General features: G+C 62.3%; 23 protein-coding genes. 8 read left to right on the forward strand and 15 right to left on the reverse strand.

Annotation, left to right across the window (positions count from 1 at the left end; translation table 11 throughout):
• Window positions 1-171: 171 nt before the first annotated feature.
• The 5 genes from asd to leuC all read right to left on the reverse strand — a co-directional run bounded on the left by asd (window position 172) and on the right by leuC (window position 4,719).
• Entirely contained in the window at window positions 172-1,299 is a 1,128-nt protein-coding gene (gene asd, locus AC3IQ7_RS22865) for an aspartate-semialdehyde dehydrogenase (protein ID WP_071653756.1), read from the reverse strand.
• A gap of 45 nt (window positions 1,300-1,344) precedes the next feature.
• A complete protein-coding gene (leuB, locus tag AC3IQ7_RS22870; protein ID WP_489207398.1) occupies window positions 1,345-2,415 on the reverse strand; it encodes a 3-isopropylmalate dehydrogenase in 1,071 nt (356 codons plus the stop codon).
• Between the two features lie 10 nt (window positions 2,416-2,425).
• On the reverse strand, window positions 2,426-3,073 hold the full coding sequence (gene leuD / locus AC3IQ7_RS22875) for a 3-isopropylmalate dehydratase small subunit (RefSeq protein ID WP_035821053.1): 648 nt from the start codon (window positions 3,071-3,073) through the stop codon (window positions 2,426-2,428).
• Window positions 3,074-3,124: 51 nt separating this feature from the next.
• A complete protein-coding gene (locus tag AC3IQ7_RS22880) occupies window positions 3,125-3,247 on the reverse strand; it encodes an entericidin A/B family lipoprotein (protein WP_010400408.1) in 123 nt (40 codons plus the stop codon).
• 68 nt (window positions 3,248-3,315) lie between these two features.
• Window positions 3,316-4,719: a 3-isopropylmalate dehydratase large subunit gene (leuC, locus tag AC3IQ7_RS22885; protein ID WP_099379143.1), complete on the reverse strand. Its 1,404-nt coding sequence runs from the start codon at window positions 4,717-4,719 to the stop codon at window positions 3,316-3,318.
• A gap of 339 nt (window positions 4,720-5,058) precedes the next feature.
• Here leuC and AC3IQ7_RS22890 point away from each other — a divergent pair, with 339 nt between their 5' ends.
• Window positions 5,059-6,189 (forward strand): S41 family peptidase, encoded by a 1,131-nt coding sequence (locus tag AC3IQ7_RS22890; protein ID WP_489207399.1) that lies wholly within the window; start codon window positions 5,059-5,061, stop codon window positions 6,187-6,189.
• 69 nt (window positions 6,190-6,258) lie between these two features.
• Here the strand turns inward: AC3IQ7_RS22890 and AC3IQ7_RS22895 are convergent, their stop codons facing one another.
• Together AC3IQ7_RS22895 and AC3IQ7_RS22900 are read right to left on the reverse strand one after the other, a co-directional pair.
• Window positions 6,259-8,145: a chemotaxis protein CheA gene (locus AC3IQ7_RS22895; protein WP_489207400.1), complete on the reverse strand. Its 1,887-nt coding sequence runs from the start codon at window positions 8,143-8,145 to the stop codon at window positions 6,259-6,261.
• A complete protein-coding gene (locus AC3IQ7_RS22900; protein WP_489207401.1) occupies window positions 8,145-9,014 on the reverse strand; it encodes a protein phosphatase CheZ in 870 nt (289 codons plus the stop codon). The genes AC3IQ7_RS22895 and AC3IQ7_RS22900 overlap by 1 nt, the downstream gene beginning before the upstream one ends.
• Window positions 9,015-9,480: 466 nt before the next feature.
• On the opposite strand from AC3IQ7_RS22900, the gene AC3IQ7_RS22905 reads away from it, so the two are divergent.
• The 6 genes from AC3IQ7_RS22905 (at window position 9,481) to AC3IQ7_RS22930 (ending at window position 14,019) form a co-directional block, all read left to right on the forward strand.
• A complete protein-coding gene (locus AC3IQ7_RS22905; RefSeq protein WP_070260284.1) occupies window positions 9,481-9,948 on the forward strand; it encodes a universal stress protein in 468 nt (155 codons plus the stop codon).
• A 155-nt stretch (window positions 9,949-10,103) separates the two neighbouring features.
• Window positions 10,104-10,748, forward strand: a complete 645-nt coding sequence (locus AC3IQ7_RS22910) for a response regulator (RefSeq protein ID WP_034783426.1) — start codon at window positions 10,104-10,106, stop codon at window positions 10,746-10,748.
• Window positions 10,749-11,088: 340 nt separating this feature from the next.
• A complete protein-coding gene (locus AC3IQ7_RS22915) occupies window positions 11,089-11,895 on the forward strand; it encodes a Crp/Fnr family transcriptional regulator (RefSeq protein WP_035821063.1) in 807 nt (268 codons plus the stop codon).
• A gap of 250 nt (window positions 11,896-12,145) precedes the next feature.
• Window positions 12,146-12,343 carry a hemin uptake protein HemP gene (gene hemP / locus AC3IQ7_RS22920; RefSeq protein ID WP_436478554.1) on the forward strand — a complete coding sequence of 66 codons (198 nt, stop codon included), beginning with the start codon at window positions 12,146-12,148 and terminating at the stop codon, window positions 12,341-12,343.
• 85 nt (window positions 12,344-12,428) lie between these two features.
• Window positions 12,429-12,755, forward strand: coding sequence for a hypothetical protein (locus AC3IQ7_RS22925; protein ID WP_099379139.1), 327 nt, complete (start codon window positions 12,429-12,431; stop codon window positions 12,753-12,755).
• 37 nt (window positions 12,756-12,792) lie between these two features.
• Complete coding sequence (locus AC3IQ7_RS22930) at window positions 12,793-14,019, forward strand: DUF2325 domain-containing protein (RefSeq protein ID WP_489207402.1); 1,227 nt, start codon at window positions 12,793-12,795, stop codon at window positions 14,017-14,019.
• A 13-nt stretch (window positions 14,020-14,032) separates the two neighbouring features.
• Here AC3IQ7_RS22930 and AC3IQ7_RS22935 read toward each other — a convergent pair whose 3' ends face one another.
• From AC3IQ7_RS22935 to AC3IQ7_RS22960, 6 genes are all read right to left on the reverse strand, one after another.
• Window positions 14,033-14,584 carry a glutathione peroxidase gene (locus tag AC3IQ7_RS22935; RefSeq protein ID WP_099379137.1) on the reverse strand — a complete coding sequence of 184 codons (552 nt, stop codon included), beginning with the start codon at window positions 14,582-14,584 and terminating at the stop codon, window positions 14,033-14,035.
• A gap of 69 nt (window positions 14,585-14,653) precedes the next feature.
• Entirely contained in the window at window positions 14,654-16,018 is a 1,365-nt protein-coding gene (locus AC3IQ7_RS22940; RefSeq protein WP_489207403.1) for a sulfite reductase subunit alpha, read from the reverse strand.
• A gap of 12 nt (window positions 16,019-16,030) precedes the next feature.
• A complete protein-coding gene (locus tag AC3IQ7_RS22945) occupies window positions 16,031-17,071 on the reverse strand; it encodes an FAD:protein FMN transferase (RefSeq protein WP_489207404.1) in 1,041 nt (346 codons plus the stop codon).
• Window positions 17,072-17,097: 26 nt separating this feature from the next.
• A complete protein-coding gene (locus tag AC3IQ7_RS22950; RefSeq protein ID WP_099379134.1) occupies window positions 17,098-17,922 on the reverse strand; it encodes a DUF4198 domain-containing protein in 825 nt (274 codons plus the stop codon).
• A 10-nt stretch (window positions 17,923-17,932) separates the two neighbouring features.
• Window positions 17,933-18,448 carry a DUF2271 domain-containing protein gene (locus tag AC3IQ7_RS22955; RefSeq protein WP_034783417.1) on the reverse strand — a complete coding sequence of 172 codons (516 nt, stop codon included), beginning with the start codon at window positions 18,446-18,448 and terminating at the stop codon, window positions 17,933-17,935.
• Window positions 18,449-18,480: 32 nt separating this feature from the next.
• Window positions 18,481-19,134: a PepSY-associated TM helix domain-containing protein gene (locus tag AC3IQ7_RS22960; RefSeq protein WP_099379132.1), complete on the reverse strand. Its 654-nt coding sequence runs from the start codon at window positions 19,132-19,134 to the stop codon at window positions 18,481-18,483.
• A gap of 278 nt (window positions 19,135-19,412) precedes the next feature.
• Here AC3IQ7_RS22960 and AC3IQ7_RS22965 point away from each other — a divergent pair, with 278 nt between their 5' ends.
• The gene (locus tag AC3IQ7_RS22965) at window positions 19,413-19,910 is read left to right on the forward strand and encodes a pyridoxamine 5'-phosphate oxidase family protein (protein WP_489207405.1); all 498 of its coding nucleotides are present in this window, start codon (window positions 19,413-19,415) and stop codon (window positions 19,908-19,910) included.
• Window positions 19,911-20,014: 104 nt separating this feature from the next.
• Here AC3IQ7_RS22965 and AC3IQ7_RS22970 read toward each other — a convergent pair whose 3' ends face one another.
• Window positions 20,015-20,278: a hypothetical protein gene (locus AC3IQ7_RS22970; protein ID WP_099379130.1), complete on the reverse strand. Its 264-nt coding sequence runs from the start codon at window positions 20,276-20,278 to the stop codon at window positions 20,015-20,017.
• A 198-nt stretch (window positions 20,279-20,476) separates the two neighbouring features.
• A complete protein-coding gene (locus tag AC3IQ7_RS22975; RefSeq protein WP_322428435.1) occupies window positions 20,477-20,854 on the reverse strand; it encodes a KGG domain-containing protein in 378 nt (125 codons plus the stop codon).
• Window positions 20,855-20,988 lie beyond the last annotated feature (134 nt).

Raw genomic sequence — 20,988 nt, forward strand, 5'->3', positions numbered from 1 at the left:
GTTGGCGGCATCTTAGTTGACATGGGAAAACTGTTACTTTTCCAGAGGTATCAACATATCATCATGCCCAGAGCTATGCAAGCTCCGCATGGTTGAGCCTTGACGGGCCCAGGACGAAAAAAAAGCCGGGAAAACAGCCCCGGCTTGATCTGGATCAGCAATTTGTGGCGCTTACGCGTCCAGCAAAATACGCAGCATGCGGCGCAGCGGCTCGGCCGCGCCCCACAGCAACTGGTCGCCCACGGTGAAGGCGGACAGATATTCGCCGCCCATGCTCATCTTGCGCACGCGGCCGACGGGGATCGTCAGGCTGCCCGTGACGGCCGCCGGCGACAGGTCGCGCACGGACGCTTCGCGCGTGTTCGGCACGAATTTCACCCACTGATTGTTGCTGGCGATGATGTCGTTGATTTCATCGAGCGGCACGTCTTTTTTCAGCTTGATGGTCAAGGCTTGCGAATGGCAGCGCATGGCGCCGATGCGCACGCACAGGCCGTCCACAGGGATTTCCTTGGTGCCGAAGTCGATGCCGCGGCCCAGGATCTTGTTCGTTTCCGCGCCCGCTTTCCACTCTTCCTTCGACTGGCCGTTGCCCAGGTCCTTGTCGATCCACGGGATCAGGTTGCCGGCCAGCGGCGCGCCGAATTGCTTGATTTCATCCGGGGAATAGCCGTGCTGGGTGGCCAGCACCTGGCGGTCGATTTCCAGGATGGCGGAAGCGGGGTTGTCCAGCAGCGCCTTGACGGAACCGTTGATGGTGCCAAATTGCGTCAGCAGTTCGCGCATGTGCTGCGCGCCGCCGCCCGATGCCGCCTGGTAGGTCATCGACGTCATCCAGTCGATCAAATCGTGCTGGAACAGGCCGCCCAGGCCCATCATCATGCACGATACGGTGCAATTGCCGCCGATGTAGTTCTTGACGCCCTTGCCCAGCGCATCCTTGATGACGTGCAGGTTGACGGGGTCGAGCACGATGACGGCGTCTTTTTCCATGCGCAAGGTCGAGGCCGCATCGATCCAGTAGCCATTCCAGCCCGCTGCGCGCAGCTGCGGGAAGACGGCGCTCGTGTAGTCGCCGCCCTGGCAGGAAATGATGATGTCGCACTTGGACAGTTCGGCGATGTTGTTGGCATCCTTGAGGATGGTTTCATTCTTCGCCATGGCCGGCGCCGCGCCGCCCGTGTTCGAGGTGGTGAAAAACACCGGTTCGATGTGGGCGAAATCGCCCTCTTCCTGCATGCGTTGCATCAGGACCGAACCGACCATACCGCGCCAACCTACCAAGCCAACTAATTTCATTACCATTCCTCAAGATGAGACGGCGACTGCCGTCATTAGACTATTTTATCCCAGTGCTTTTACAACTGCATCACCCATCGCCTCAGTACCGACCAAAGTCGTGCCCGCTTCGTGGATATCGGCCGTGCGCAAACCCTGCGCCAGCACTTGCTTGACGGCTGCCTCGATGCGGTTTGCCTGCTCTTCGCGGTTCAGCGAATAGCGCAGCATCATGGCGGCCGACAAGATCGTCGCCAGCGGATTGGCGATGCCCTTGCCCGCGATATCGGGTGCCGAACCGTGCGATGGCTCGTACAGGCCCTTGTTGTTGGCGTCCAGCGAGGCCGACGGCAGCATGCCGATCGAACCCGTCAGCATGGCGGCAGCGTCCGACAAGATGTCGCCGAACATGTTGCCCGTCACCATGACGTCGAATTTCTTTGGCGCCCGCACCAGTTGCATGGCCGCGTTGTCGACATACATATGATCAAGCGCAACATCCGGGTATTCCTTGTGCACGTCGGTGACGATGTCTTTCCAGAACTGGAAGGTTTCCAGCACGTTCGCCTTGTCCACGCTGGTGAGGCGCTTGTCGCGCTTTTGTGCCGCCTGAAAAGCCACATGGGCGATGCGGCGGATTTCGCCTTCCGCATAGCGCATGGTGTCAAAACCTTCGCGCTGACCCTTGAACGGACCGTCCGGGCACTCGCGCACGCCACGGGGCTGGCCAAAATAAATGTCGCCCGTCAATTCACGGATAATCAAAATGTCCAGGCCAGACACCACTTCCGGCTTCAGGGTCGAGGCGCCCGCCAGTTCCGGATACAAAATAGCCGGACGCAGGTTGGCGAACAAACCCAGGTTCTTGCGCAAGCCCAAAATCGCCTGTTCCGGACGGAACTGGCGCTCGAGGTTGTCGTACTGGTAGTCGCCCACGGCGCCGAACAGCACGGCATCGGCCGCTTTCGCCAGCGCCAGCGTGCCTTCCGGCAACGGGTGGCCATGGGCCGCATAGCCGGCGCCGCCCACGGGCGCCGTTTCCAGCTCGAACGATTCGCCCAGCACATTCAAGACCTTGACGGCTTGCGCGACGATTTCAGGACCGATGCCGTCGCCGGGTAAGATTGCAATTTTCATGGAATGATCTTTAGATAACGTTGGCCAGCCAAGGCTGATTAGTCAGATGCCGTTCTTCGAAGGCGCGGATATCGTCGGCGTGACGCAAGGTCAGGCCGATATCGTCGAGGCCATTCATCAGGCAATATTTGCGGAAGGCGTCGATCTCGAACGGGTACGACACGGAACCATTGCTGGTGCGCACGCATTGCTGCTCCAGGTCCACCACCAGCTTGAAGCCGGGGAACGCCTTGACTTCATTGAACAGGTGCTCGACCTGGCTTTCCGACAGCACGATGGGCAGCAAGCCGTTCTTGTAGCAATTATTGAAGAAGATGTCGGCGAACGAGGGCGCGATGATGGCGCGGAAGCCATACTGATCGAGTGCCCACGGCGCGTGTTCGCGCGAGGAACCGCAGCCGAAATTCTTGCGCGTCAGCAAGATCGAGGCGCCCTGGTAGCGCGGCTCGTTGAGCACGAACTCCGGGTTCAGCGGGCGGCGGCTGTTGTCCTGGCCCGGTTCGCCATGGTCGAGATAGCGCCATTCGTCGAACAGGTTGGGGCCGAAGCCGCTGCGGTGGATCGATTTCAGGAATTGCTTCGGGATAATCGCGTCGGTGTCGACGTTGGCGCGGTCCAGCGGAGCGACCAGGCCTTCGTAAATCGTAAATTTATCCATGCTGTTTCTACTCGGTAGGACGCGCGGCGCTGGGCGCCGGCACGTCACGGTTTATTTTCCGCCGGCGCCAGTGACGACCTGGCCGACTTTCTGCACATCGCGGCCGATGCCGGAGACGGTGTTGCAGCCAGACAGGATCACGGTGGCGATGAGGAGGGCGAAGAGTTTTTTCATGATGATTTCTTGATAGTAAGTAAGGGACTGGGAACGCTAGTGTAAACCAGCGGCGCCAGTCCCTGCCGTCATCGCAAGCCCCGCACGTCGACAAAGTGGCCAGCGATACCCGCCGCGGCCGCCATCGCGGGCGACACCAGGTGGGTACGGCCGCCCTGCCCTTGCCGGCCTTCGAAGTTGCGGTTCGAGGTCGATGCACAGCGTTCGCCCGGTTCCAGGCGGTCCGCATTCATGGCCAGGCACATGGAGCAACCCGGTTCGCGCCATTCGAAGCCGGCATCCTTGAAGATGCGGTCCAGGCCTTCGCGTTCGGCCTGATCCTTGACGAGGCCGGAACCGGGCACGACCAGCGCCAGGGTCACGTTCGAGGCGCGGTACTTGCCGCGCACCACGGCGGCTGCCGCGCGCAAATCTTCGATGCGCGAATTGGTGCAGGAACCAATGAAAACCTTGTCGATACGTACGTCGGTGATCGGCGTGTTCGGTTTGAGGGCCATGTAGACCAGGGCTTTTTCGATGGCGTCGCGCTTGACGCTGTCTTTTTCATTGTCCGGATCTGGCACGCGGCCATCGATGCCGATGACCATTTCCGGCGACGTGCCCCATGTCACTTGCGGTTGAATCTCTTGCGCGTTGAGCGTGACGACGAGGTCGAAACGGGCGCCCGGGTCCGAATGCAGGGTGCGCCAATAGGTCACGGCCCGTTCCCAGTGCGGACCGGCCGGCGAAAACGGACGGCCCTTGACGTAATTGATGGTGGTGTCGTCCACGCCGATGATGCCGGCGCGCGCGCCCGCCTCGATCGCCATGTTGCACACCGTCATGCGCCCTTCCATCGACAGCGCGCGGATGGCCGAGCCGCCAAACTCGATACAGTAGCCCGTGCCGCCGGCCGTGCCGATCTTGCCGATGATGGCCAGCACGATATCTTTCGCTGTCACGCCGGCCGGCAAGGCGCCGTCGACCTGCACCAGCATGGATTTGGATTTCTTTTGCAGCAAGGTCTGCGTGGCCAGCACGTGTTCCACTTCGGACGTGCCGATGCCGTGCGCCAGCGCGCCGAACGCGCCGTGCGTGGACGTGTGCGAGTCGCCGCAGACGACCGTCATGCCGGGCAGGGTCGCGCCCTGTTCCGGGCCGATCACATGCACGATACCCTGGCGCTTGTCGTTCATGTTGAAGTAGGTCAAGCCGTAGTGCTTGGCGTTCTTGTCCAGCGTTTCCACCTGCAGGCGCGAAACGGGGTCGGCAATGCCGTCGACCCGGCTGGTGGTGGGCACGTTATGGTCGGCCACGGCCAGGTTGGCGGAAATGCGCCACGGCTGGCGGCCCGCCACGCTGAGGCCATCGAAGGCTTGCGGGCTGGTGACTTCGTGCAGCAGGTGCCGGTCGATGTACAGAATTGTCGTGCCATCATCTTCGGCCCGAACAACGTGGGATTCCCAAAGTTTGTCGTAAAGCGTCTTCATCATGATTTATGCAGCGTTGCCACAGCCTGTTTAAGTGATCAAGTGATACCAGGTCATACGGTGATCCACAAGGATTATGCCATATATTGGGGAATACAGAACCGAAACAGGCAAAAGCGTGGGATTGGCGATACAAAGTTCGGCTCATTTGTTGGATATGGGCGAAAAATTGCCGATATTGCCTTGCTGGCGGCATACCGGCCCCGTCCGCACGCAGGCCGCCGAACGAGTCACGGCGCGGTCAAAAAAATGATATTTTTTACTCAATCTTTCGTGTATTGTATTTCGACAATAATGACCGGCGCGCGCAAGCGCACGCGCCCACAACCGATGGGGAGCTGAATGAAACTGCACTTCTGGGCGCTGGCCGCCCTCACCCTGGCCAACACGCATGCGTTGGCCGCCGCGCCGGGAGAAACCTGCGTGCGGGACTTGCGCGCGATTACTCCCTTCCTGCTGGAAAATGATACGGGCGCACGCGCCCACCTGGCGCAAAAGGGCCAGGCCTACTTCGACCTGGCGCTGGCCACGGCCACCACGGCGGCGGCCAGCGCGGCCGACGACAAGGCTTGCAACGCGATCCTGGGAAACTATCTGGGCATGTGGCGCAAGAGCCATTTGTATGTGAAGCCGGGCAGCGTGCAAGAGATTGCCAAGCCGACGCCAGCCAGGCCGAACGTGGCGAGCCAGGCAGCCCCGTCGAAGGAGCCGGCGCTGCAAATCTTGTCTGACGCGACGGTGCTGCTGAGCCTGCCCAGCTTTCACGACCCCTACCGCGCCGCCGTGGCCGCCCTGCTCGATACGCATCGCGCGGTACTGGCGGCGCGTCCCAACTGGATCATCGACGTGCGCCGCAACGCCGGCGGCAGCGACAGCACGTATGCGCCGCTGCTGCAATGGATCAGCTCAGACGAGATGGTCAGCGTGGGCGCCGAATGGCTGTCCACGCCGGCCAATATCGCGAGCCAGGAAAAAATCTGCGCGCTGGTGGCACCCGGCGACCAGGACTGCATCGACTTTGCGACCCAGGCCGTGAAACAGATGCGCACGGTCAAGCCGGGCGACTACGTGCCACAGGAAAATGACGAACTCATCAGCTATGCCCGCGTGAGCGCGCAGGAGCCGCGCCGGCCCGCACGCGTGGCCGTGCTGATGGACAGCGAGTGCGCCAGTTCCTGCGAGGAATTCCTGCTGGCGGCGCGGCAAAGTTTTCATGTCAAATTGATCGGCCGCAACAGCGAAGGCGCGCTCGACTATTCCAACCTGCGCCTGCACGCCCTGCCTTCCGGCGTGCGCGAGTTGCAATACGCGACCTCGCGCTCGGCCCGGCTGCCGCATCTGCAAGTGGACCTGGGCGGCATCATGCCCGACATCTACCTGCCGCCGCCGAAGGACGAAGCGGGGCGCGCCCAGGAAATCGTGCGCGTGCAGCGCTGGCTGGAAGGCGGCACGCTACGCCCTAACAACATTTGACACCGCTGGCGCCATAAAAAAAGCCCGCCATACCTGGCGGGCTTTCCAAAGAATACAGCGACACTTACGTCAGGCAGCTAAACGCACGCTACCTCGACAACCATCCATCAGGAACGACAGGCCGACTACCAGCACCAGTTCGCCTTCAGCCGAGCGGGCCGTGCCCGTGATGCCTTCCACGGTGATGGCCGTCATCGGCTTGATCACGAGGTCGGCCGTGCCATCGACGGCTTCCACGGCAAGGATGTACGGCTGTGGCGCAGCGACAACGATGCCGACGCGCTCGCTGCACGATTCGTAGCCCAGCGAGCCGGCCAGCGAGCGCACGGGCAATGGACGTCCCTGGTCTTTCAGCACGGGCGCGCCGCCCACTTCCATGAAAGTTTCCGGCAATTCGACGACGCGCTGCACCACCGCCATCGGCAGCGCCAGCGCGGCGCCCGAGGTCGACACAAGCATGGTCGGCACGATCGACAGTTCGATCGGCAGGCGGATGGCGAACTTGGTGCCCTTGCCCAGCGCCGATTCAATGTGGATGGCGCCGCGGTTTTTCTCCACGGCCGTTTTCACCACGTCCATGCCCACGCCACGGCCGGAAACGCTGGACGCGACTTCCTTGGTCGAGAAGCCCGGCAGGAACACCAGTTGGAAGCATTCGTCGTTGCTCAATTGCGCGTTTTCGCTGATCAATCCCTTTTGCTGGGCCTTGCTGCGCAGGAAGGCCGGGTCCATGCCCTTGCCATCATCCTGCAGCACGATCATGACACTGTTGGCTTCCTGCCAGGCTTTCAGCGAAATATACGATTTGGCGGGCTTGCCGGCAGCCAGGCGCGCTTCCGGCGATTCGACGCCATGGTCGAGCGAGTTGCGCAGCATGTGCACGAGCGGATCGTACAGGCTGTCGACCACCACGCGGTCGACTTCCGTTTCCGCGCCTTCGATGGTCAGTTCGACATCCTTGCCCAGATCCTTGGCCAGCTCGCGCACCAGGCGCGGGAATTTCTGGAACAGGCGGCCGACAGGCTGCATGCGCGTGGCCAGGGTGGCCCGCTGCAGTTCCGTCGAGTAACGCGAAGCGCGTTCCAGGGTTTCCGCCAGGGTCGCCATCAAGGTGGCGGCCTGGCCTTCGAATTTGAATTGCAGCAAGCGCTCGAGCAGCACGGCAGCCTGGTTGGCGGCCTGCACGGATTCGCCGGCCACTTCCAGCAAGGCGTCGAGCTTGACGGCGTCGACGCGGATGCTGTCTTCCTTGACGGGCGCGGCATGGCGCACTTCCGGACGCTCTTCGCGGCGTTCGGCGCCATCCCAGGCCTTGGCGACCGGTTTGGCGGCAGCAGCGGCAGCAGCAGGCGCGGCGACCACGGCGGCAGGCGCAGCGGCGACGACGGACACCGGCGCTGCTGCGACGCGATTACCCTCGGGCACGACGGCGTTATACATGCCTTCCCAGTCCAGGCCATCGGCGCTGGCAGTGGCAACGGCGGCGGCAGGCGCGGCCACGACGACTTCGACAACCTCGGCAACGGCAACTTCCGCCACCAAGGCGGCGGCCGGCGCAGGCGCGTCCATGCCCTTGCCTTCGATGGCGTTCGTCAGGATGTGTTCCAGCTCTTCTGGCATGGCCGGCAAGCTTTCCGGCGCGGCGCCATTCGCCAGCTCCGTCAGCTGGTCGGCCACGAATCCGGACGCTTGCAGCGCCGCCTCGATGGCGATCGGCGTCACGGGCGCGGCACCAGTGCGCAAGGCGTCGAACAGGTTTTCCGTCAGATGGCAGGCTGCCACCAGCGCGGGCAAGCCCATGAAGCCGGCGCCACCCTTGATGGTGTGGAAGGAACGAAACACGGCATTCAGTGTTTCCTTGTTGTCAGGATCACGCTCGAGGCGTAATAAGTGCTCTTCAACATTAACCGCAAGATCCATCGCCTCAACGACGAAATCCTTGAGCATATCGTCCATTAGAATCCCAAATCCGCAAGAAGGTCGTCTACATTATCCTGGTCCAGCGCCACCGACGGCACGGACGGGCCCTGCATCAGCGGCGCGTCCTGCTTCTGTGCGAGTTTCTCGCGCACTTCGGCCGGCGCGTTGTCGCGCAGCAGCTGAGCCAGCTCGTGCTCCACCGTCTTGGTGATGTTGACCACTTTTTTGATCAGCTGGCCCGTGATGTCCTGGAAGTCCTGGGCCATCATGATTTCCAGCAAGCGTGCTTTTTCCGCTTCCGTCGCTTCGGCAACGGCTTGCGCGAACTGGCGCGAATCGCCGGCCAGAGCCTTGAATTCTTCCAGGCTCAGCTTGCCGTCGAACAAGGCTGTCCAGCGGCCGTCCATGTCCTTGGCTTTCTTCGACAACACGTCTTGCGCCGGCATGCCTTCGTCGAGCGTATTCAGTACCTTGTTGGCGGCCTGCTCCGTCAGGGTGGCGACATATTCGAGGCGGTCCTGGGCATCGACGATCTGTGACGACGCTTCCGTCAACGCTTTGTCGTAGCCCAGTTCGCGCAGCGAATCGTGCAGCAGGCGCACGATGCCGCCCAGGCGCTCGAACATCGGCTTGTCGGACTGGTCGACAGGATCTGCCGCCTCGCCATGCGCGTCGGCGCTGGCCACGGCGGCCGCTTGCGCAGCGGCTGGCGCGGCAGCCACCGGCGCCGCTGCGGCTGCCGGGACGGCGGCGCTGGCCGACACGGAGTCGAACAGCGCGTCAAAATCATCATCCGCGATCACGGCAGGAGCGGGCGCGGCGGCGGGTGCCGGCGTGGCTGCGGCCGCGCTTTGCGCGGATACTTCATCGAATAATGCATCGAAATCATCAGCGGCGTTGGTCATATCCCTGCTTCTCCATAATTTGTCAAAATTCCGCCTGAACTGTGCGTTTTACAGACTGATACCCACAATTTCTCGATTAAGATGATTTGAGGCAATACCGCTGCGATGGTGCGAGTGTAGCAGGGCGCCGCCCTGTTGGTAAATCTCAAAACGCGCTTCCTGGTGCAAAGCGGGTCCACAAGAGCTTTTCCGCCAGGAAATAAGTGTTCCTGCTGTTGTATTTTGAAATACTACCATTGGCGTGCGTGCAAGACCACGCGCGACATGACAAATCCTGCCTCCGGGCGCCTGCGCAACAGCCTCGCACGGCCATCGTTGCAGCTAAACACGATCTTTCTGCCAATGTTGTCTATACTGAAGGTGCAGTAGTATTGATAATTATCAAGTCTTTACATGAATACAATGCTGCCGCCACGTCTACAATAAGAGGCGTTGCGCGCGCTGAGTCACTGCCAAAGGACCTGCCATGTATAAGAAAATTCTGATCGCCACGGACGGCTCCACCGTCTCCAACTTGACGGCCTGTGCCGGCGTTGCCTTTGCCGAACAGATGCACGCCGACATCCTTGCCGTGTACGTGGCGCCCGAGTACCAGTACCCGGTGTACATCGAAATCATTCCACCGAGCTATCCCAGCGAAGAGGAATACCGCATCGCCATGCGCAAGGCGGGCGCCGACCACTGGCAGCCCATCCTCGACGCGGCCGCCAAGCGGGGTCTGCAGGCGACGGGCTTGACGGCCTTTTCCGACAGCCCTGCCCTGAAAATCGTGGAAGTGGCGCAATTGCAGCAATGCGACCTGATCTTCATGGGCTCGCACGGCCGCAGCGGCTGGGGGCAGTTACTGCTGGGCAGCGTGACCAACAAGGTGCTGTCGCACTCGAAACTGCCCGTGCTCGTGCACAGGCTGATCAAGGAACCCCCGGCAAAATAAGGGGTCACATGGCCACGAAGGCCGCCGTTGCCGGCGCACCAAGAAAAAGGCAAACGTGCGGCCACTTCAGTTAAAATGACAACATTTCTCGTTTCTTAACATTTGATTGTCCGGTGACGGACAGAGCAGATTACACGCCACCAGATTGCCCGCCTATGATACGTATTGTGATTGCCGACGACCACACCATCATGCGTGAAGGATTAAAGCGCATCCTTGACGGCGCGCCGGATATCGACATCGTGGGTGAAGCCATCGACGGTTTTGAAGTCCTCAACCATGTGCGCCAGGGCGGCTTCGACCTGTTGCTGCTCGACCTGTCGATGCCGGGCCGCAGCGGCGTCGACCTGATCCGGCAAATCCGCAGCGAGGCGCCCAAGCTGTCCATCCTGATCCTCACCATGCACGAGGAAGAACAATATGCGGTGCGCGCCATCCGCGCCGGCGCGCAAGGCTATCTGACCAAGGAAAGCGCGGGCACCCAGCTCGTGGGCGCCATCCACAAGGTGGCGTCGGGCCGTCCCTATATCAGCGCCGAGGTGGCGGAGCAACTCGTGCTCAACATCATGATGCCGAATGAAAGCTTGCTGCACAAACAGTTGTCGGACCGCGAATTCGAAGTCTTTTCCCTGCTGGTGGCAGGCAAGTCGATCACGGAAATTGCCAACAACCTGCACCTGAGCGTCAAAACGGTGAGTACGCACAAGACGCGCATCATGCAAAAAATGGGTATGAGTTCGCTGTCGGAAATGGTCCAGTATGCCGTCGCGCACCGCCTGCTTTCCCCCTTCAAGACCTAAGTCCGGCGGCGCGCGCCCGCGCGTCGACTGTAGGAACAATCCTACTACATCTACCACAGCTCCTACTGCCATATTCAGCCACTGCTGATATTAATTGCATACGGTTGTTGGCATACTGAAACCAGTAATCAAGTTGCTGGGAAGTTATTTCATCACACAGCAAGTCTTCAGCGAATTGAGCATTACCTGCCTGAACGCGCGCCGCCGGCCCTTGCCCGCCCGCCGTCCCGCGCACCCCGTTATTCAACTCTGAACTACCTGTCACCAGGAGATGAACATGCTGTCCACGCAAAAGCCCGATACCCGCGCCGCCTCACCATCGCTGGCCCCCTCCTCTCCGATGGAAGCGGGGCGCCAGCGCCAGGGCCGGCTCTGGTCGAACCTGAAGGAGGTGTGCGACCTGCTGCATATCTCCAGCGCCTGCACCATCGCCGCCGACGAACTGCTGTTCCAGCACGTGCAATTCAAGACGGGCCAGCGCGTGCACACGATCGGCCAGCCGTTCGACACCCTGTACATCGTCAATTCAGGCTTCCTGAAAACCGTGCTCATCGATGAATTCGGCAATGAGCAGGTGCTCAGCTTTCCCATGAAGGGCGACATGCTGGGCGTCGACGGCATCCACTCGCGCCATTACTCCTCGGAAGCGGTGGCCCTGTCCGACTGCGACCTGATCCTGCTGCCGTTCAAGAAGCTGACGGCGCTGGGCAGAGTCCACCTGGAACTGGAAAACGTCATGTACGGCGTGATGAGCCGCGAACTGGTGCGCGAGCAAGCCATGATCGGCATGCTGGGCGCCCTCAGTGCCGAAGCCCGCGTGGCCCGCTTCCTCGTCTCGCTGGCCGACCGCTTTGCGCAGATGGGCTATTCGAGCAAGCTGTTCAACCTGCGCATGACGCGCCATGAAATCGGCAGCTATCTGGGCCTGACCCTGGAAACGGTGAGCCGCACCTTGTCCGCCTTCAATGAAATCGGCCTGATCACGGTTGACCAGCGCACCATCGGCATCAAGGATCCGGACGCCCTGAAAACCCTGCGCCGCCTGCCGCCGTCGCGCTCGCGCGCCAAGCAGCTGGCCGCCGCCAAGCTCAAGGCCGACACCACCGCCGCCGCCAGCGCTTCGGCGCAATTGCTGGCTACTATTTAGCGCCATCCCGATTTCCTCAAGCTTGGCACAGGCTTGACCCGGCCAAGGCGCACAACGCCTTGCCGGGTCTTTTTTGCCGCCTCCGCCTCCCGCGCCGCTCCTGCGGCCAGCTTTGCGCAGCACGATCATCCACGCTGCCATGTCACCATAAAAAAGCGCGGATTCCGCACAAATAAGCCTTGCTTTTCGGGCCACATTCAACAATAATGCAAATACGAATCATTCTCAACTGAGATAAAGAAAGCCCAACATGCAAAGCTCAAAACCAGCCTTGATCCAGGATGCCGCTACCGCCCACGTCCGCCCTCCCGTCAGCATGACCCAGCCGGCGCGCCGCATCACCAGCGAAGCGCTGCTGCAGCAGGGTCGCGAAGTGGAGATTGAGCACAGCGGCAAGATCTATCGCCTGCGCGTCACCCAGTTGAACAAGCTGATCCTGACTGCCTGAAGCAGCACGGCAGCCAGTCACCACACTCGCCAGCCAGTCGCGCCCCGTGCGCGCAGCCAGCCAAACCACCGCACAGGAGTGTTTGATGGCGAACGACCGACCTTCCCCGATGTTTCCCTCCCCGCAAGGCCAACAGCCTGAATTGCTGCTGTCGGCCGTGCTGCACCTGATGTCGCACTACCATGCGGGCAGTCCCTGCGAGAAACTGGCCGGTGTCATCGAACGCCATCTGCAAGTACTGTCGAGTTCGCCCGGTCTGGGCCCCGTGCTGCAAGCGACGTGCCAGCAACTGTCGCAGCAATGGGCCGCCCTGGTGGCGCTGCACAAGCCCGCGCCGCCCAGGACCTCCTTGCTGGATCGCCTGGCACGCATGCTGAGCGCCAAGCGCCCTGCCTCGCCCCTGCCGCAATAATTTCTTTTCCATCCCCACCGTCCAACAGGATATCGCCATGTGTGACAAAGACCAGTCCCTGCCCGTCATCAGCAATTGTTCCAGCGGCGGGGCCGAAACGGCCGCACTCGCTTCGCGCCGCCGCCGGCTGTGGGAACTGTCGCATACCTGTCATTGCCCGCTGGTCGGCGTGGGCTTGCCCTTGGGATACCTGCGCAAGCTGGTGGGCAAGATGACGGGCGGGCGCGTGCTGGCCGACGATTACGAAGTGCACGTGGGTGCCGTGACGGAATGCGGCGCGCGCAACCGCCTGTCCGAAGCGCTGCAAAAGGAACTCGAACGCCGCTACGCTCCCGTGATCCTGCGCTTTCGCGGCGCCAAGACGACGGCGCAAGTGGCCGAACTGTGGCGCACGGCCGTCGCCAACGGCGACGTGTCGGGCGCTTTCTGGGCCGGTCTGACGCACCCGCGCTGCGATGCCGAGCTGGAAGAGCAGATGTGCCGCGACTTGCACATGATCCAGCACCAGGCCGGCGCCTGCGTGCGCGCCGACATGGGCAAGTTTACGGCCTTGCAGGAAGAAAATGCACGCCTGACGCACGAACTGGCCAAGCTGCAACAACGCAGCCAGGCCGCACTGATGGAAAAGACGGGCGAACTGGAACGCCAGGAAGCCGTGCTGCTGCGCACGCGTGCCGAGGCCATAGGCAAGGATAGCGTGATCGATGGCTTGCGCGCGGAACTGGCGCAATTGCAGGCGGCCATCCCGGCGCTGGAATCGCGCACGCGCCTGGTCGAGCGCCTGGCGCAAATGGATGAGCGCGAAAAGGAATTGCGCCAGCAAATCGTGGAATTGAAACAGGCCCAGCCACGTCCAGGCGCGGTCGCGCCGCCGCCGGCGCCGAAGCTGGAAGTGCCGACGGGCGGCAAGCTGAAAATGCCGATCCGCCTCGTCGATCAAAGCGTCTTGTGCGTGGGCGGACGCAGCGGGAATGTCGCCACCTACCGCGCCCTGATCGAACGGGTCGGCGCGCAGTTTGCCCACCACGACGGCGGCCTGGAAGACAATGCCAACCTGCTCGACTCGAGCCTGGCGGCGGCCGACCTGGTGATTTGCCAGACGGGCTGCATCAGCCACAGCGCCTACTGGCGCGTCAAGGATTATTGCAAGCGCACGGGCAAGCGCTGCGTCTTCATCGACAACCCCAGCATTTCCAGCCTGGCGCGCGGCTTGCAGGAAGTGAGCGGCGAGATGGAGCCGGCCGTGCTGGACGCATCCGACTAAGCCAGGCCCAAGCTTAGGCCTGCAGCTGTTGCGCGATGGCCTCGCGCAACAGCGCATCATCGACCGTGGTGTCGGGCGCGAAACGCCCCACCACCTTGCCGTCCTTGCTGATCAAAAACTTCTCGAAATTCCACAGCACGTCGCTGGGCTGCTCCTGCGTGATGCCGTAGCCGGCCAGCTTGGCGCGGAAATCGCTGCCCGGCTTTTCCTGCGCCCGCGGCTGCTCTTGCACCAGGCGCTGGTACAGCGGATGCTGGCCAGGGCCCTTGACGACGATTTTTTCAAACATGGGAAATTGCACGCCAAACGTGCCACGGCAAAAGTCGGCGATCTCGGCATTGCTGCCCGGCTCCTGCGCGCCGAATTCATTGGCGGGAAAACCTGCCACCACCAGGCCCTCGGCCTGCTTGTCGGCGTAGAGTTTTTCCAGGCCTTCGTACTGCGGCGTCAGGCCGCAGGCGGAGGCGACATTGACCACCAGCACGACCTTGCCGCGATACGCGTCCAGGCTGGTGGGCTCGCCATTGATGCGGCGCAAGGGAATGTCGTAAATGCTGTCGCTCATGATGGTTCTCCCTGGATGAAACAATCATGATAGCCGTGTGCGCGCGAACGCGCTGGCGGCGTCAAAAACTCAGTAGACGTCGCGCCGGTAGCGCCCTTCGGCCGCCAGCGCGTCGAGCGCGGGACGCCCCAGGATTTCCTGCAGGGCCTGGTCGACACCGCCCGCCATGCCGGCCAGGCTGCCGCAAATATAGATGGCCGCGCCCTGTTCCAGCCACAGTTTCACCTCGTCGGCATTGCCGCGCAGGCGGTCCTGCACGTAGGTCCGCTCTGCCTGGTCGCGCGAAAACGCCAGGTCCAGGCGCGGCAAGTCGCCACTGGCGTGCCAGCGCTCAATTTCTTCGCGATAATGGAAATCGTGGGCCGCGTTACGCTCGCCAAAGATCAGCCAGTTGCGCCGCTGCCCTGCCAGCACGCGGCTTTTCAAATGCCCGCGCAAGCCGGCGATGCCGCTGCCGTTGCCGATCAAAATCAATGGCCGCTGGGCATTGTCTTCCAGGCGGAAGCGTTTGTGCTGGCGCAAGCGCAGCTGCACCACGTCGCCCACCTTGGCTTGCGCCGTGAGCCAGCCAGAGGCCAGGCCCAGACTGCCATCGGGATGCGCATGCTGGCGTACCAGCAGATGCACACCGCCATCGCGCGGGATCGAGGCGATCGAGTATTCGCGCGGCTGCGACGGGTCGGCGGGTGCCGTCACCTGCACCAGGTCGCCCGATTGCCAGTCAGGCAAGCTGCCCGCCACGGGCGCCAGTTCCACGTGATAAATGGCGCCGCCGGCGCTGCCAGGATTCAGCAACTGCCTTTGCGTCAGACGCCAGTCGCCAAAGGCGGGGGCGCTCCAGTCGGGCGCGTCGCTGGTGCCGGCCAGGTGGCTCAGGTGCTGGAACCATTGCTCGATGGCGGCGCTGGCACTGCGGTCGACTTCGATGCGCTGGAACAGGCGCGACGCACCCTGCGCGGCCAGCCAGGCGTCGAGCGCGCGGCCGAAGCCGCAGAACTGGCCATAGCTGCGGTCGCCCAGGGCCAGCACGGCGTAATGCAATTGCGGCAGCGCCAGCTCACCCGTCATCAGGCGGCCCATGAAGGCCGCCGCATTGTCGGGCGCATCGCCTTCGCCATACGTGCTGACCAGGAACAAGGCCCGTTCCGCTTGTTGCAGATCAAGGGCCGTGAGTTCGGCCAGCGCGCACAGGCGCACGGGGATGCCGGCCAGTTGCAGGCTCTGTGCCGTTTGCGTGGCCAGTTCCTCGGCATTGCCCGTCTGGCTCGCATACGCCACCAGCCAGGCGGGACTGTTTGCCAGCGCCGCCCTGGCGGCGTCGGACGCGCGGCGCTTGGCGCGCGCGCGCAGCCAGGGCGCCAGGCACACGCCCGCATAACTGAGGGACAGGGCGGCCAGCAAGGCCAGCCGCGTCGTATCGTGCGTAAAAATCATGGAATTAATCGTTCATTCGTCGAGCATGGCCAGCATGTGGCTGCTCAGCGTTTCATGGTAGCCATCGCCGTCGCGCTGCAGGAAGCGCGCAGCCAGGCCCTGCTCTTCGGCCAGGGCCATGCCGGCCTCGACACCCAGCACGGTCAGGGCCGTCGACCAGGCATCGGCCGCCATGCATTCGGCATGCACGACGGTGACGGAAGCGAGTTGATTGGCGATCGGCATGCCGCTGCGCGGATCGATGGTGTGTGAGAAACGCGCTGAGCCATCCTGGAAGAAACGCCGGTAGTCGCCCGACGTCGCCACGGACAGGCCGTGCAGCGCCAGCAGCATTTCCGGCGGATGCTGTGCATGACCGGCACTATCGGCAGCGCCATCGACCTGTTCCAGCGTCACCCACCACGGCTGGCCGTCGGGCTTGCTGCCGGCGCCGCGCAGCTCGCCGCCCACTTCGACCAGGTAATGCTGAATGCCCTGACTGTCTAGGTAGCGAGCCAGGCGATCCACGCCATAGCCCTTGGCCACGGCGGACAAATCGAGCTGCAAGCCGCCCGGCTGGCGCGCGCGGCGGGCCGGCAAATCGAGTTCCAGGCGGCGGCGCTGGCGCTGCGACAGCAGCAACGCCACGGTATCGTCTTTCGGCGGCAGGAAACCCGGCTCATCGTAGCGGTTGCGGGGGCCGAAGCCCCACAGGTTGACGAGGGCGCCGGCGCACGGGTCATACGCGCCTCCGGACGCTTGCGACACGTGCATGGCAAAGCCCAGCACCTCGCAAAACGCGGCAGGCAAGCTATGCCAGCTGCCGGGTTCGGCCCGGTTGAAGCGGCCCAGGTCGGACTCGTCACTCCAATGGCTCATTTGCGCTACAACAAGATCCAGCTGCTGCTGCAAGCCCTGCTGCAAGTCGGCGCTGCCCGCGCGTCCCGGCATGGCGGACTCCAGCAGGCGCACCGACCAGCTGGTGCCCATGGTCAGGCCGCGCAAGTCCCGGATCGCGGCGCCGGGCGGCGCGATCTGATCGGAAATATGCTGCGGCAGCAGGACCCGGCGCATCGGAAACCTTGTGAACAGGCCGCCGCTTACTGCGGCAGCACTTCCACGGTGGCCGCGTACGTCATGCGGCGCTCGGGCATCACCGGCGGCTGGCCGGCCACGGCCGGGGCGGCCGCTGGCCAGGTGCTGCTCAGGTAATACATGCCGGCCGCTGGCACCGTAAACGTGATCTCGCCCTTGGCATCCGTGCTCTGGCGGATTTCACCGAGCACGCCACGGTAGCGCACGCCGCCTGGCACCAGGCTGAAGGCCTGGTTCGCCGCCGGCTTGCCATCGACCAGGAAGCGCCACGTGGCTTTCTCGCCCGCGCGCAAGTCGTTCGGGTGCGTCACCGGCACGAATTCCAGGCCCACGCCGGTCGGCTTGAACACTTCCGTGCTGGTTTCGCCATTGCTGAAGAAGGTTTCCAGGCGCGCTGCCGTGCGCGTGATTTTCAGCTCTTGCGCATCGGCCGGCACTTCCTTCTTGAACGTCTCTTCGTTGCCGCGGAAACGCTTCTGCTCGCCGTTGAGCTTGTAGCTGCCCATCACGTTTTGCGACACGATGGCCGCCTTGTACGTGCCCGGCTTTTCCATTTTGACGTCGAAGACGCTGCGCAAGCGGCCCGTGACTGTGTTCGCCGGCGTAACTTTGGCGCCGTCCGGACCGATGACTTGCAGCGCGTCCAGGCGCAGCGGCTGGTGGTCGATCTCGAACAGGCCGTCGGAGACGGCGGCATCCACCGTCACCCAGGCGTCCTTGCTTTCCACCATCGTGCTCGATGGCACCATCCAACCGCGGTGGGCGTGGGCGTTCATGGCCAGGCCGGCCAGGGCCAGGGCGATCAGGGGTTTATTGAATTGCTTGAACATGGTGTGCGCCTTATGGTTTGAGTTGGACGACGACATTGCCGAGTTCTTCCTTGCCTTTGGCAGGCACGGACTGGGCCGACTTCAGCGGCCACTGGAACGGCACGCGCACCAGTTCGCGTCCACCCGCTTCGCGCGCCGCTTCCACCACCACCTGATATTCGCCGGCGGGCAGCTTGTCGAGCAAGGCCTTGGCGCCTGGGAACGTCAGGGTGTGTTCACCCGGCGCACGCGTGGCGCCGCTGACGCCGTCAACCGGCATGGCCAGGTCGCGGCCGCTCTTGCGCCACCACTGGCGCATGTCCTTCAGCCACTTCTCGCCCGCCTTGTCTTTCTTTTTCACGTCATACAACACCGTCAGGTTGCCAACCACCTTCTGGTCCGCCGTTTCCAGCCACGCCGCCACGTAGGGACGGTGGTATTCCGCTACGTTCAGTTGCGGGATTTCAATCTTGAGGGCCAGGTCGGCCGCCATCGCCGACGTACCGATCAGGGGAAGGCCAAGCGCCAGGGAGTAGCGTAATTTCATGGTGTGCCTGTAAAAAGGAAAAATAAAAACGATCAATGGATAAACAACAAGGCGATCGCGCAAGGTATCAAGATACCGAGGCCAACCATCGGCCAGGTAAATGGCCGGTTGACCGCGTGGAATTTCAAAATCAACAAACCCGTCAGGCAAAACACGATGCAGGCGCCGGCAAAAATGTCGATGAACCAGCTCCAGGCCACGCCCGTGTTACGGCCCTTGTGGACATCGTTGAGCCAGGACACCCAACCCCGGTCCGTCAATTCATATTCGGCGGCCCCGTCTTCCAGGCCGATGCGCACCCAGGCGTCGCCGCCCGCCTTGGGCAGCGGTAAATACACTTCGTCGATCGACCATTCGGCGGGACGGCCGCCCGCGTTGAGCGACCACTGCTGCTTGAGCCAGGCTTCGGCGGCGGCCGGCATCGGTGCGTTGGCGCCATCGTGCTTGGCGGCATAGGCGGCCAGTTGCGTGACGAGGGGTGCCGGCAATTCTGCCTTCTGCCGCGTGATGGACGGCTTGGCTTCGATCTGGCCGGCGTGGTTCAGGGTGATGCCGGTAATGGCGAAAAGAAACATGCCCAGCAGGCAGAGTGCCGAGCTGATCCAGTGCCATTGATGCAAATTCTTCAGCCAGACGGCGCGGCTGGCGTTGTTCTTGGCCTTGTCTGCGGCGCCCGCATTACCCATCGAGCGCTCCCGGCAAGGAGCGGGCCAGGTGGCGCGACAAGTCAGTGTGCTTCATTCCCATCCTTCAATCAAAGTTCATGCCTAATTTTCAAACAAATGATAATGATTATCATTTATTAAGTCAATACATGGGGCGCCCCGTCGGGCCAGCGTTTTGTAACAGCTTTGAAACATGGCGCGAGGCAGACAGGCCGACGCCACTACGTAAGCTGCCGTACAGAGCCGACTGCCGCGCCCGCCTATGCTCTTGTTCAGGACAACCATCAAGGGAGCACCCCATGCAAGCGTATTCCAGCGAACAACTGGCCAGCATCGCGGCCAAAATCAAGGACGTCAAATTCGGCATGCTGACCACCAGCGATGACATGCGCACCCTCACCAGCCGGCCGTTGACGCAGCAGCAGGTCGACAGCGATGGGCACATCTGGTTCTTTGTCTCGGATGAAGCCGCCTACACGCGCGATTTGCTGAACAATCCGCAAATCAATGTCAGCTTTGTCGACACGGGCGACAGCCTGTATGTGTCCGTCTGCGGCCACGCGCAGCTGCTGAAGGACCGCGCCAAGGCGGAGGAATTGTGGAACCCGCTCGTAAAAGCCTGGTTCCCGGGCGGACTCGACGATCCGAAGCTGTCGCTGATCAAGGTGACGATCCAGTCGGCCGAGTACTGGGATAGCAGCGCCAGCAAGATGATGCAATTCTATGAGATGGCCAGGGCCGCCATTACGGGCGAGCCGCCGAAGGACCTGGGCGAACATGGACGGGTCGACCTGTAGCGGAGCCTTCCTGATTTACCCGCGCGCATGCGGGCCAGTCGGCGTGTGCAAACACGCCTGACGGCTGGCCTTGCGGGGATGATCAGACAGTCAGGAAGGAAAGTTCAGACGCCCGTACTGCCCGTGGTGTCTGGCGCATCGTCGGCACTCTGCCGGCTCTGCCCGGAGGAACCGGACTGGTGATGGGGCAAGCGGTCGGCGCGCCGCACTTCGCCGATGGAAAACAGATCGTCGCCAATATCGAGGCCTTGCTCGCTATCGACCAGCACAAAGTTTTCGGCCGAGTCGGCCGTGCTTTGCTTGCTGCCCGCCGTAGATGGCGTGCCGCCTTGGCTATTGCCCGGTTGCGGCGTATTCGAGTTGCCCATAATCTTCTCCCTGATCATCAATACAAGTTGACTGCGAGGCGATTGCACGGTGATTGCACCTTGCTGGCGCAGCTATTTCATCATAGTCCATGCCTGCTGCATTGCATCAAAATTTTGCGGCGACCGGACAGATGCGACCATGGCCAACGGCGTACCTGCCGCTGGCCATGCTCACTTCCTACTGCTCATGACGACTTGCTACGACTTGTTGCGCGAACCCGAGGAGCCCGAGCTGGAACCCGCACCGCCGCTTTGCTTGTTGCCACTGTCGCGGTTGCCATCCTGGTTCATGCTGGCATTGTCGCGCGTACCGCTGGAGCTGGTGGCGCTTTGCCGGCTGGCATCGTTCTTGTGGCTTTGGCTGCCTGCGCGGCGTGCCTCTTCCGACGTGAATTCATGCGCAGTGCCCTTTTCATGCGCAGCACGTCCGCCTTCGCTGGCGATTTCACGCTGCTGGGCGGGATCCATGGAAGCGAAACCCCGTTTGCTGGTATCGCTTTGCTTGTTGCCGCCGCTGCTACTGCTGCTGCTACTGGTTTTACTACCTTGCTGTTTATTGTCGCTCGATGTGGCCATGATGATCTCCTTAATCGATGGAATCAGAAACAATGCAAAAAACAATGCAAACCATGCAATTCTTCCCCCTCGCATGGCAAGGGAACCGTCATCTTAGTGCGCACATGGGGCACAAGAAATAGGAGGATGGCAAG

It is taken from the genome of Janthinobacterium sp. GL_088, assembly GCF_057837845.1.

Coding starts and splice junctions, on each gene's coding strand:
- asd (WP_071653756.1), bottom strand. CDS start 1,299: ATGAAATTAGTTGGCTTGGTAGGTTGGCGCGGTATGGTCGGTTCGGTC.
- leuB (WP_489207398.1), bottom strand. CDS start 2,415: ATGAAAATTGCAATCTTACCCGGCGACGGCATCGGTCCTGAAATCGTC.
- leuD (WP_035821053.1), bottom strand. CDS start 3,073: ATGGATAAATTTACGATTTACGAAGGCCTGGTCGCTCCGCTGGACCGC.
- AC3IQ7_RS22880 (WP_010400408.1), bottom strand. CDS start 3,247: ATGAAAAAACTCTTCGCCCTCCTCATCGCCACCGTGATCCTGTCTGGC.
- leuC (WP_099379143.1), bottom strand. CDS start 4,719: ATGATGAAGACGCTTTACGACAAACTTTGGGAATCCCACGTTGTTCGG.
- AC3IQ7_RS22890 (WP_489207399.1), top strand. CDS start 5,059: ATGAAACTGCACTTCTGGGCGCTGGCCGCCCTCACCCTGGCCAACACG.
- AC3IQ7_RS22895 (WP_489207400.1), bottom strand. CDS start 8,145: ATGGACGATATGCTCAAGGATTTCGTCGTTGAGGCGATGGATCTTGCG.
- AC3IQ7_RS22900 (WP_489207401.1), bottom strand. CDS start 9,014: ATGACCAACGCCGCTGATGATTTCGATGCATTATTCGATGAAGTATCC.
- AC3IQ7_RS22905 (WP_070260284.1), top strand. CDS start 9,481: ATGTATAAGAAAATTCTGATCGCCACGGACGGCTCCACCGTCTCCAAC.
- AC3IQ7_RS22910 (WP_034783426.1), top strand. CDS start 10,104: ATGATACGTATTGTGATTGCCGACGACCACACCATCATGCGTGAAGGA.
- AC3IQ7_RS22915 (WP_035821063.1), top strand. CDS start 11,089: ATGGAAGCGGGGCGCCAGCGCCAGGGCCGGCTCTGGTCGAACCTGAAG.
- hemP (WP_436478554.1), top strand. CDS start 12,146: ATGCAAAGCTCAAAACCAGCCTTGATCCAGGATGCCGCTACCGCCCAC.
- AC3IQ7_RS22925 (WP_099379139.1), top strand. CDS start 12,429: ATGGCGAACGACCGACCTTCCCCGATGTTTCCCTCCCCGCAAGGCCAA.
- AC3IQ7_RS22930 (WP_489207402.1), top strand. CDS start 12,793: ATGTGTGACAAAGACCAGTCCCTGCCCGTCATCAGCAATTGTTCCAGC.
- AC3IQ7_RS22935 (WP_099379137.1), bottom strand. CDS start 14,584: ATGAGCGACAGCATTTACGACATTCCCTTGCGCCGCATCAATGGCGAG.
- AC3IQ7_RS22940 (WP_489207403.1), bottom strand. CDS start 16,018: ATGATTTTTACGCACGATACGACGCGGCTGGCCTTGCTGGCCGCCCTG.
- AC3IQ7_RS22945 (WP_489207404.1), bottom strand. CDS start 17,071: ATGCGCCGGGTCCTGCTGCCGCAGCATATTTCCGATCAGATCGCGCCG.
- AC3IQ7_RS22950 (WP_099379134.1), bottom strand. CDS start 17,922: ATGTTCAAGCAATTCAATAAACCCCTGATCGCCCTGGCCCTGGCCGGC.
- AC3IQ7_RS22955 (WP_034783417.1), bottom strand. CDS start 18,448: ATGAAATTACGCTACTCCCTGGCGCTTGGCCTTCCCCTGATCGGTACG.
- AC3IQ7_RS22960 (WP_099379132.1), bottom strand. CDS start 19,134: ATGGGTAATGCGGGCGCCGCAGACAAGGCCAAGAACAACGCCAGCCGC.
- AC3IQ7_RS22965 (WP_489207405.1), top strand. CDS start 19,413: ATGCAAGCGTATTCCAGCGAACAACTGGCCAGCATCGCGGCCAAAATC.
- AC3IQ7_RS22970 (WP_099379130.1), bottom strand. CDS start 20,278: ATGGGCAACTCGAATACGCCGCAACCGGGCAATAGCCAAGGCGGCACG.
- AC3IQ7_RS22975 (WP_322428435.1), bottom strand. CDS start 20,854: ATGGCCACATCGAGCGACAATAAACAGCAAGGTAGTAAAACCAGTAGC.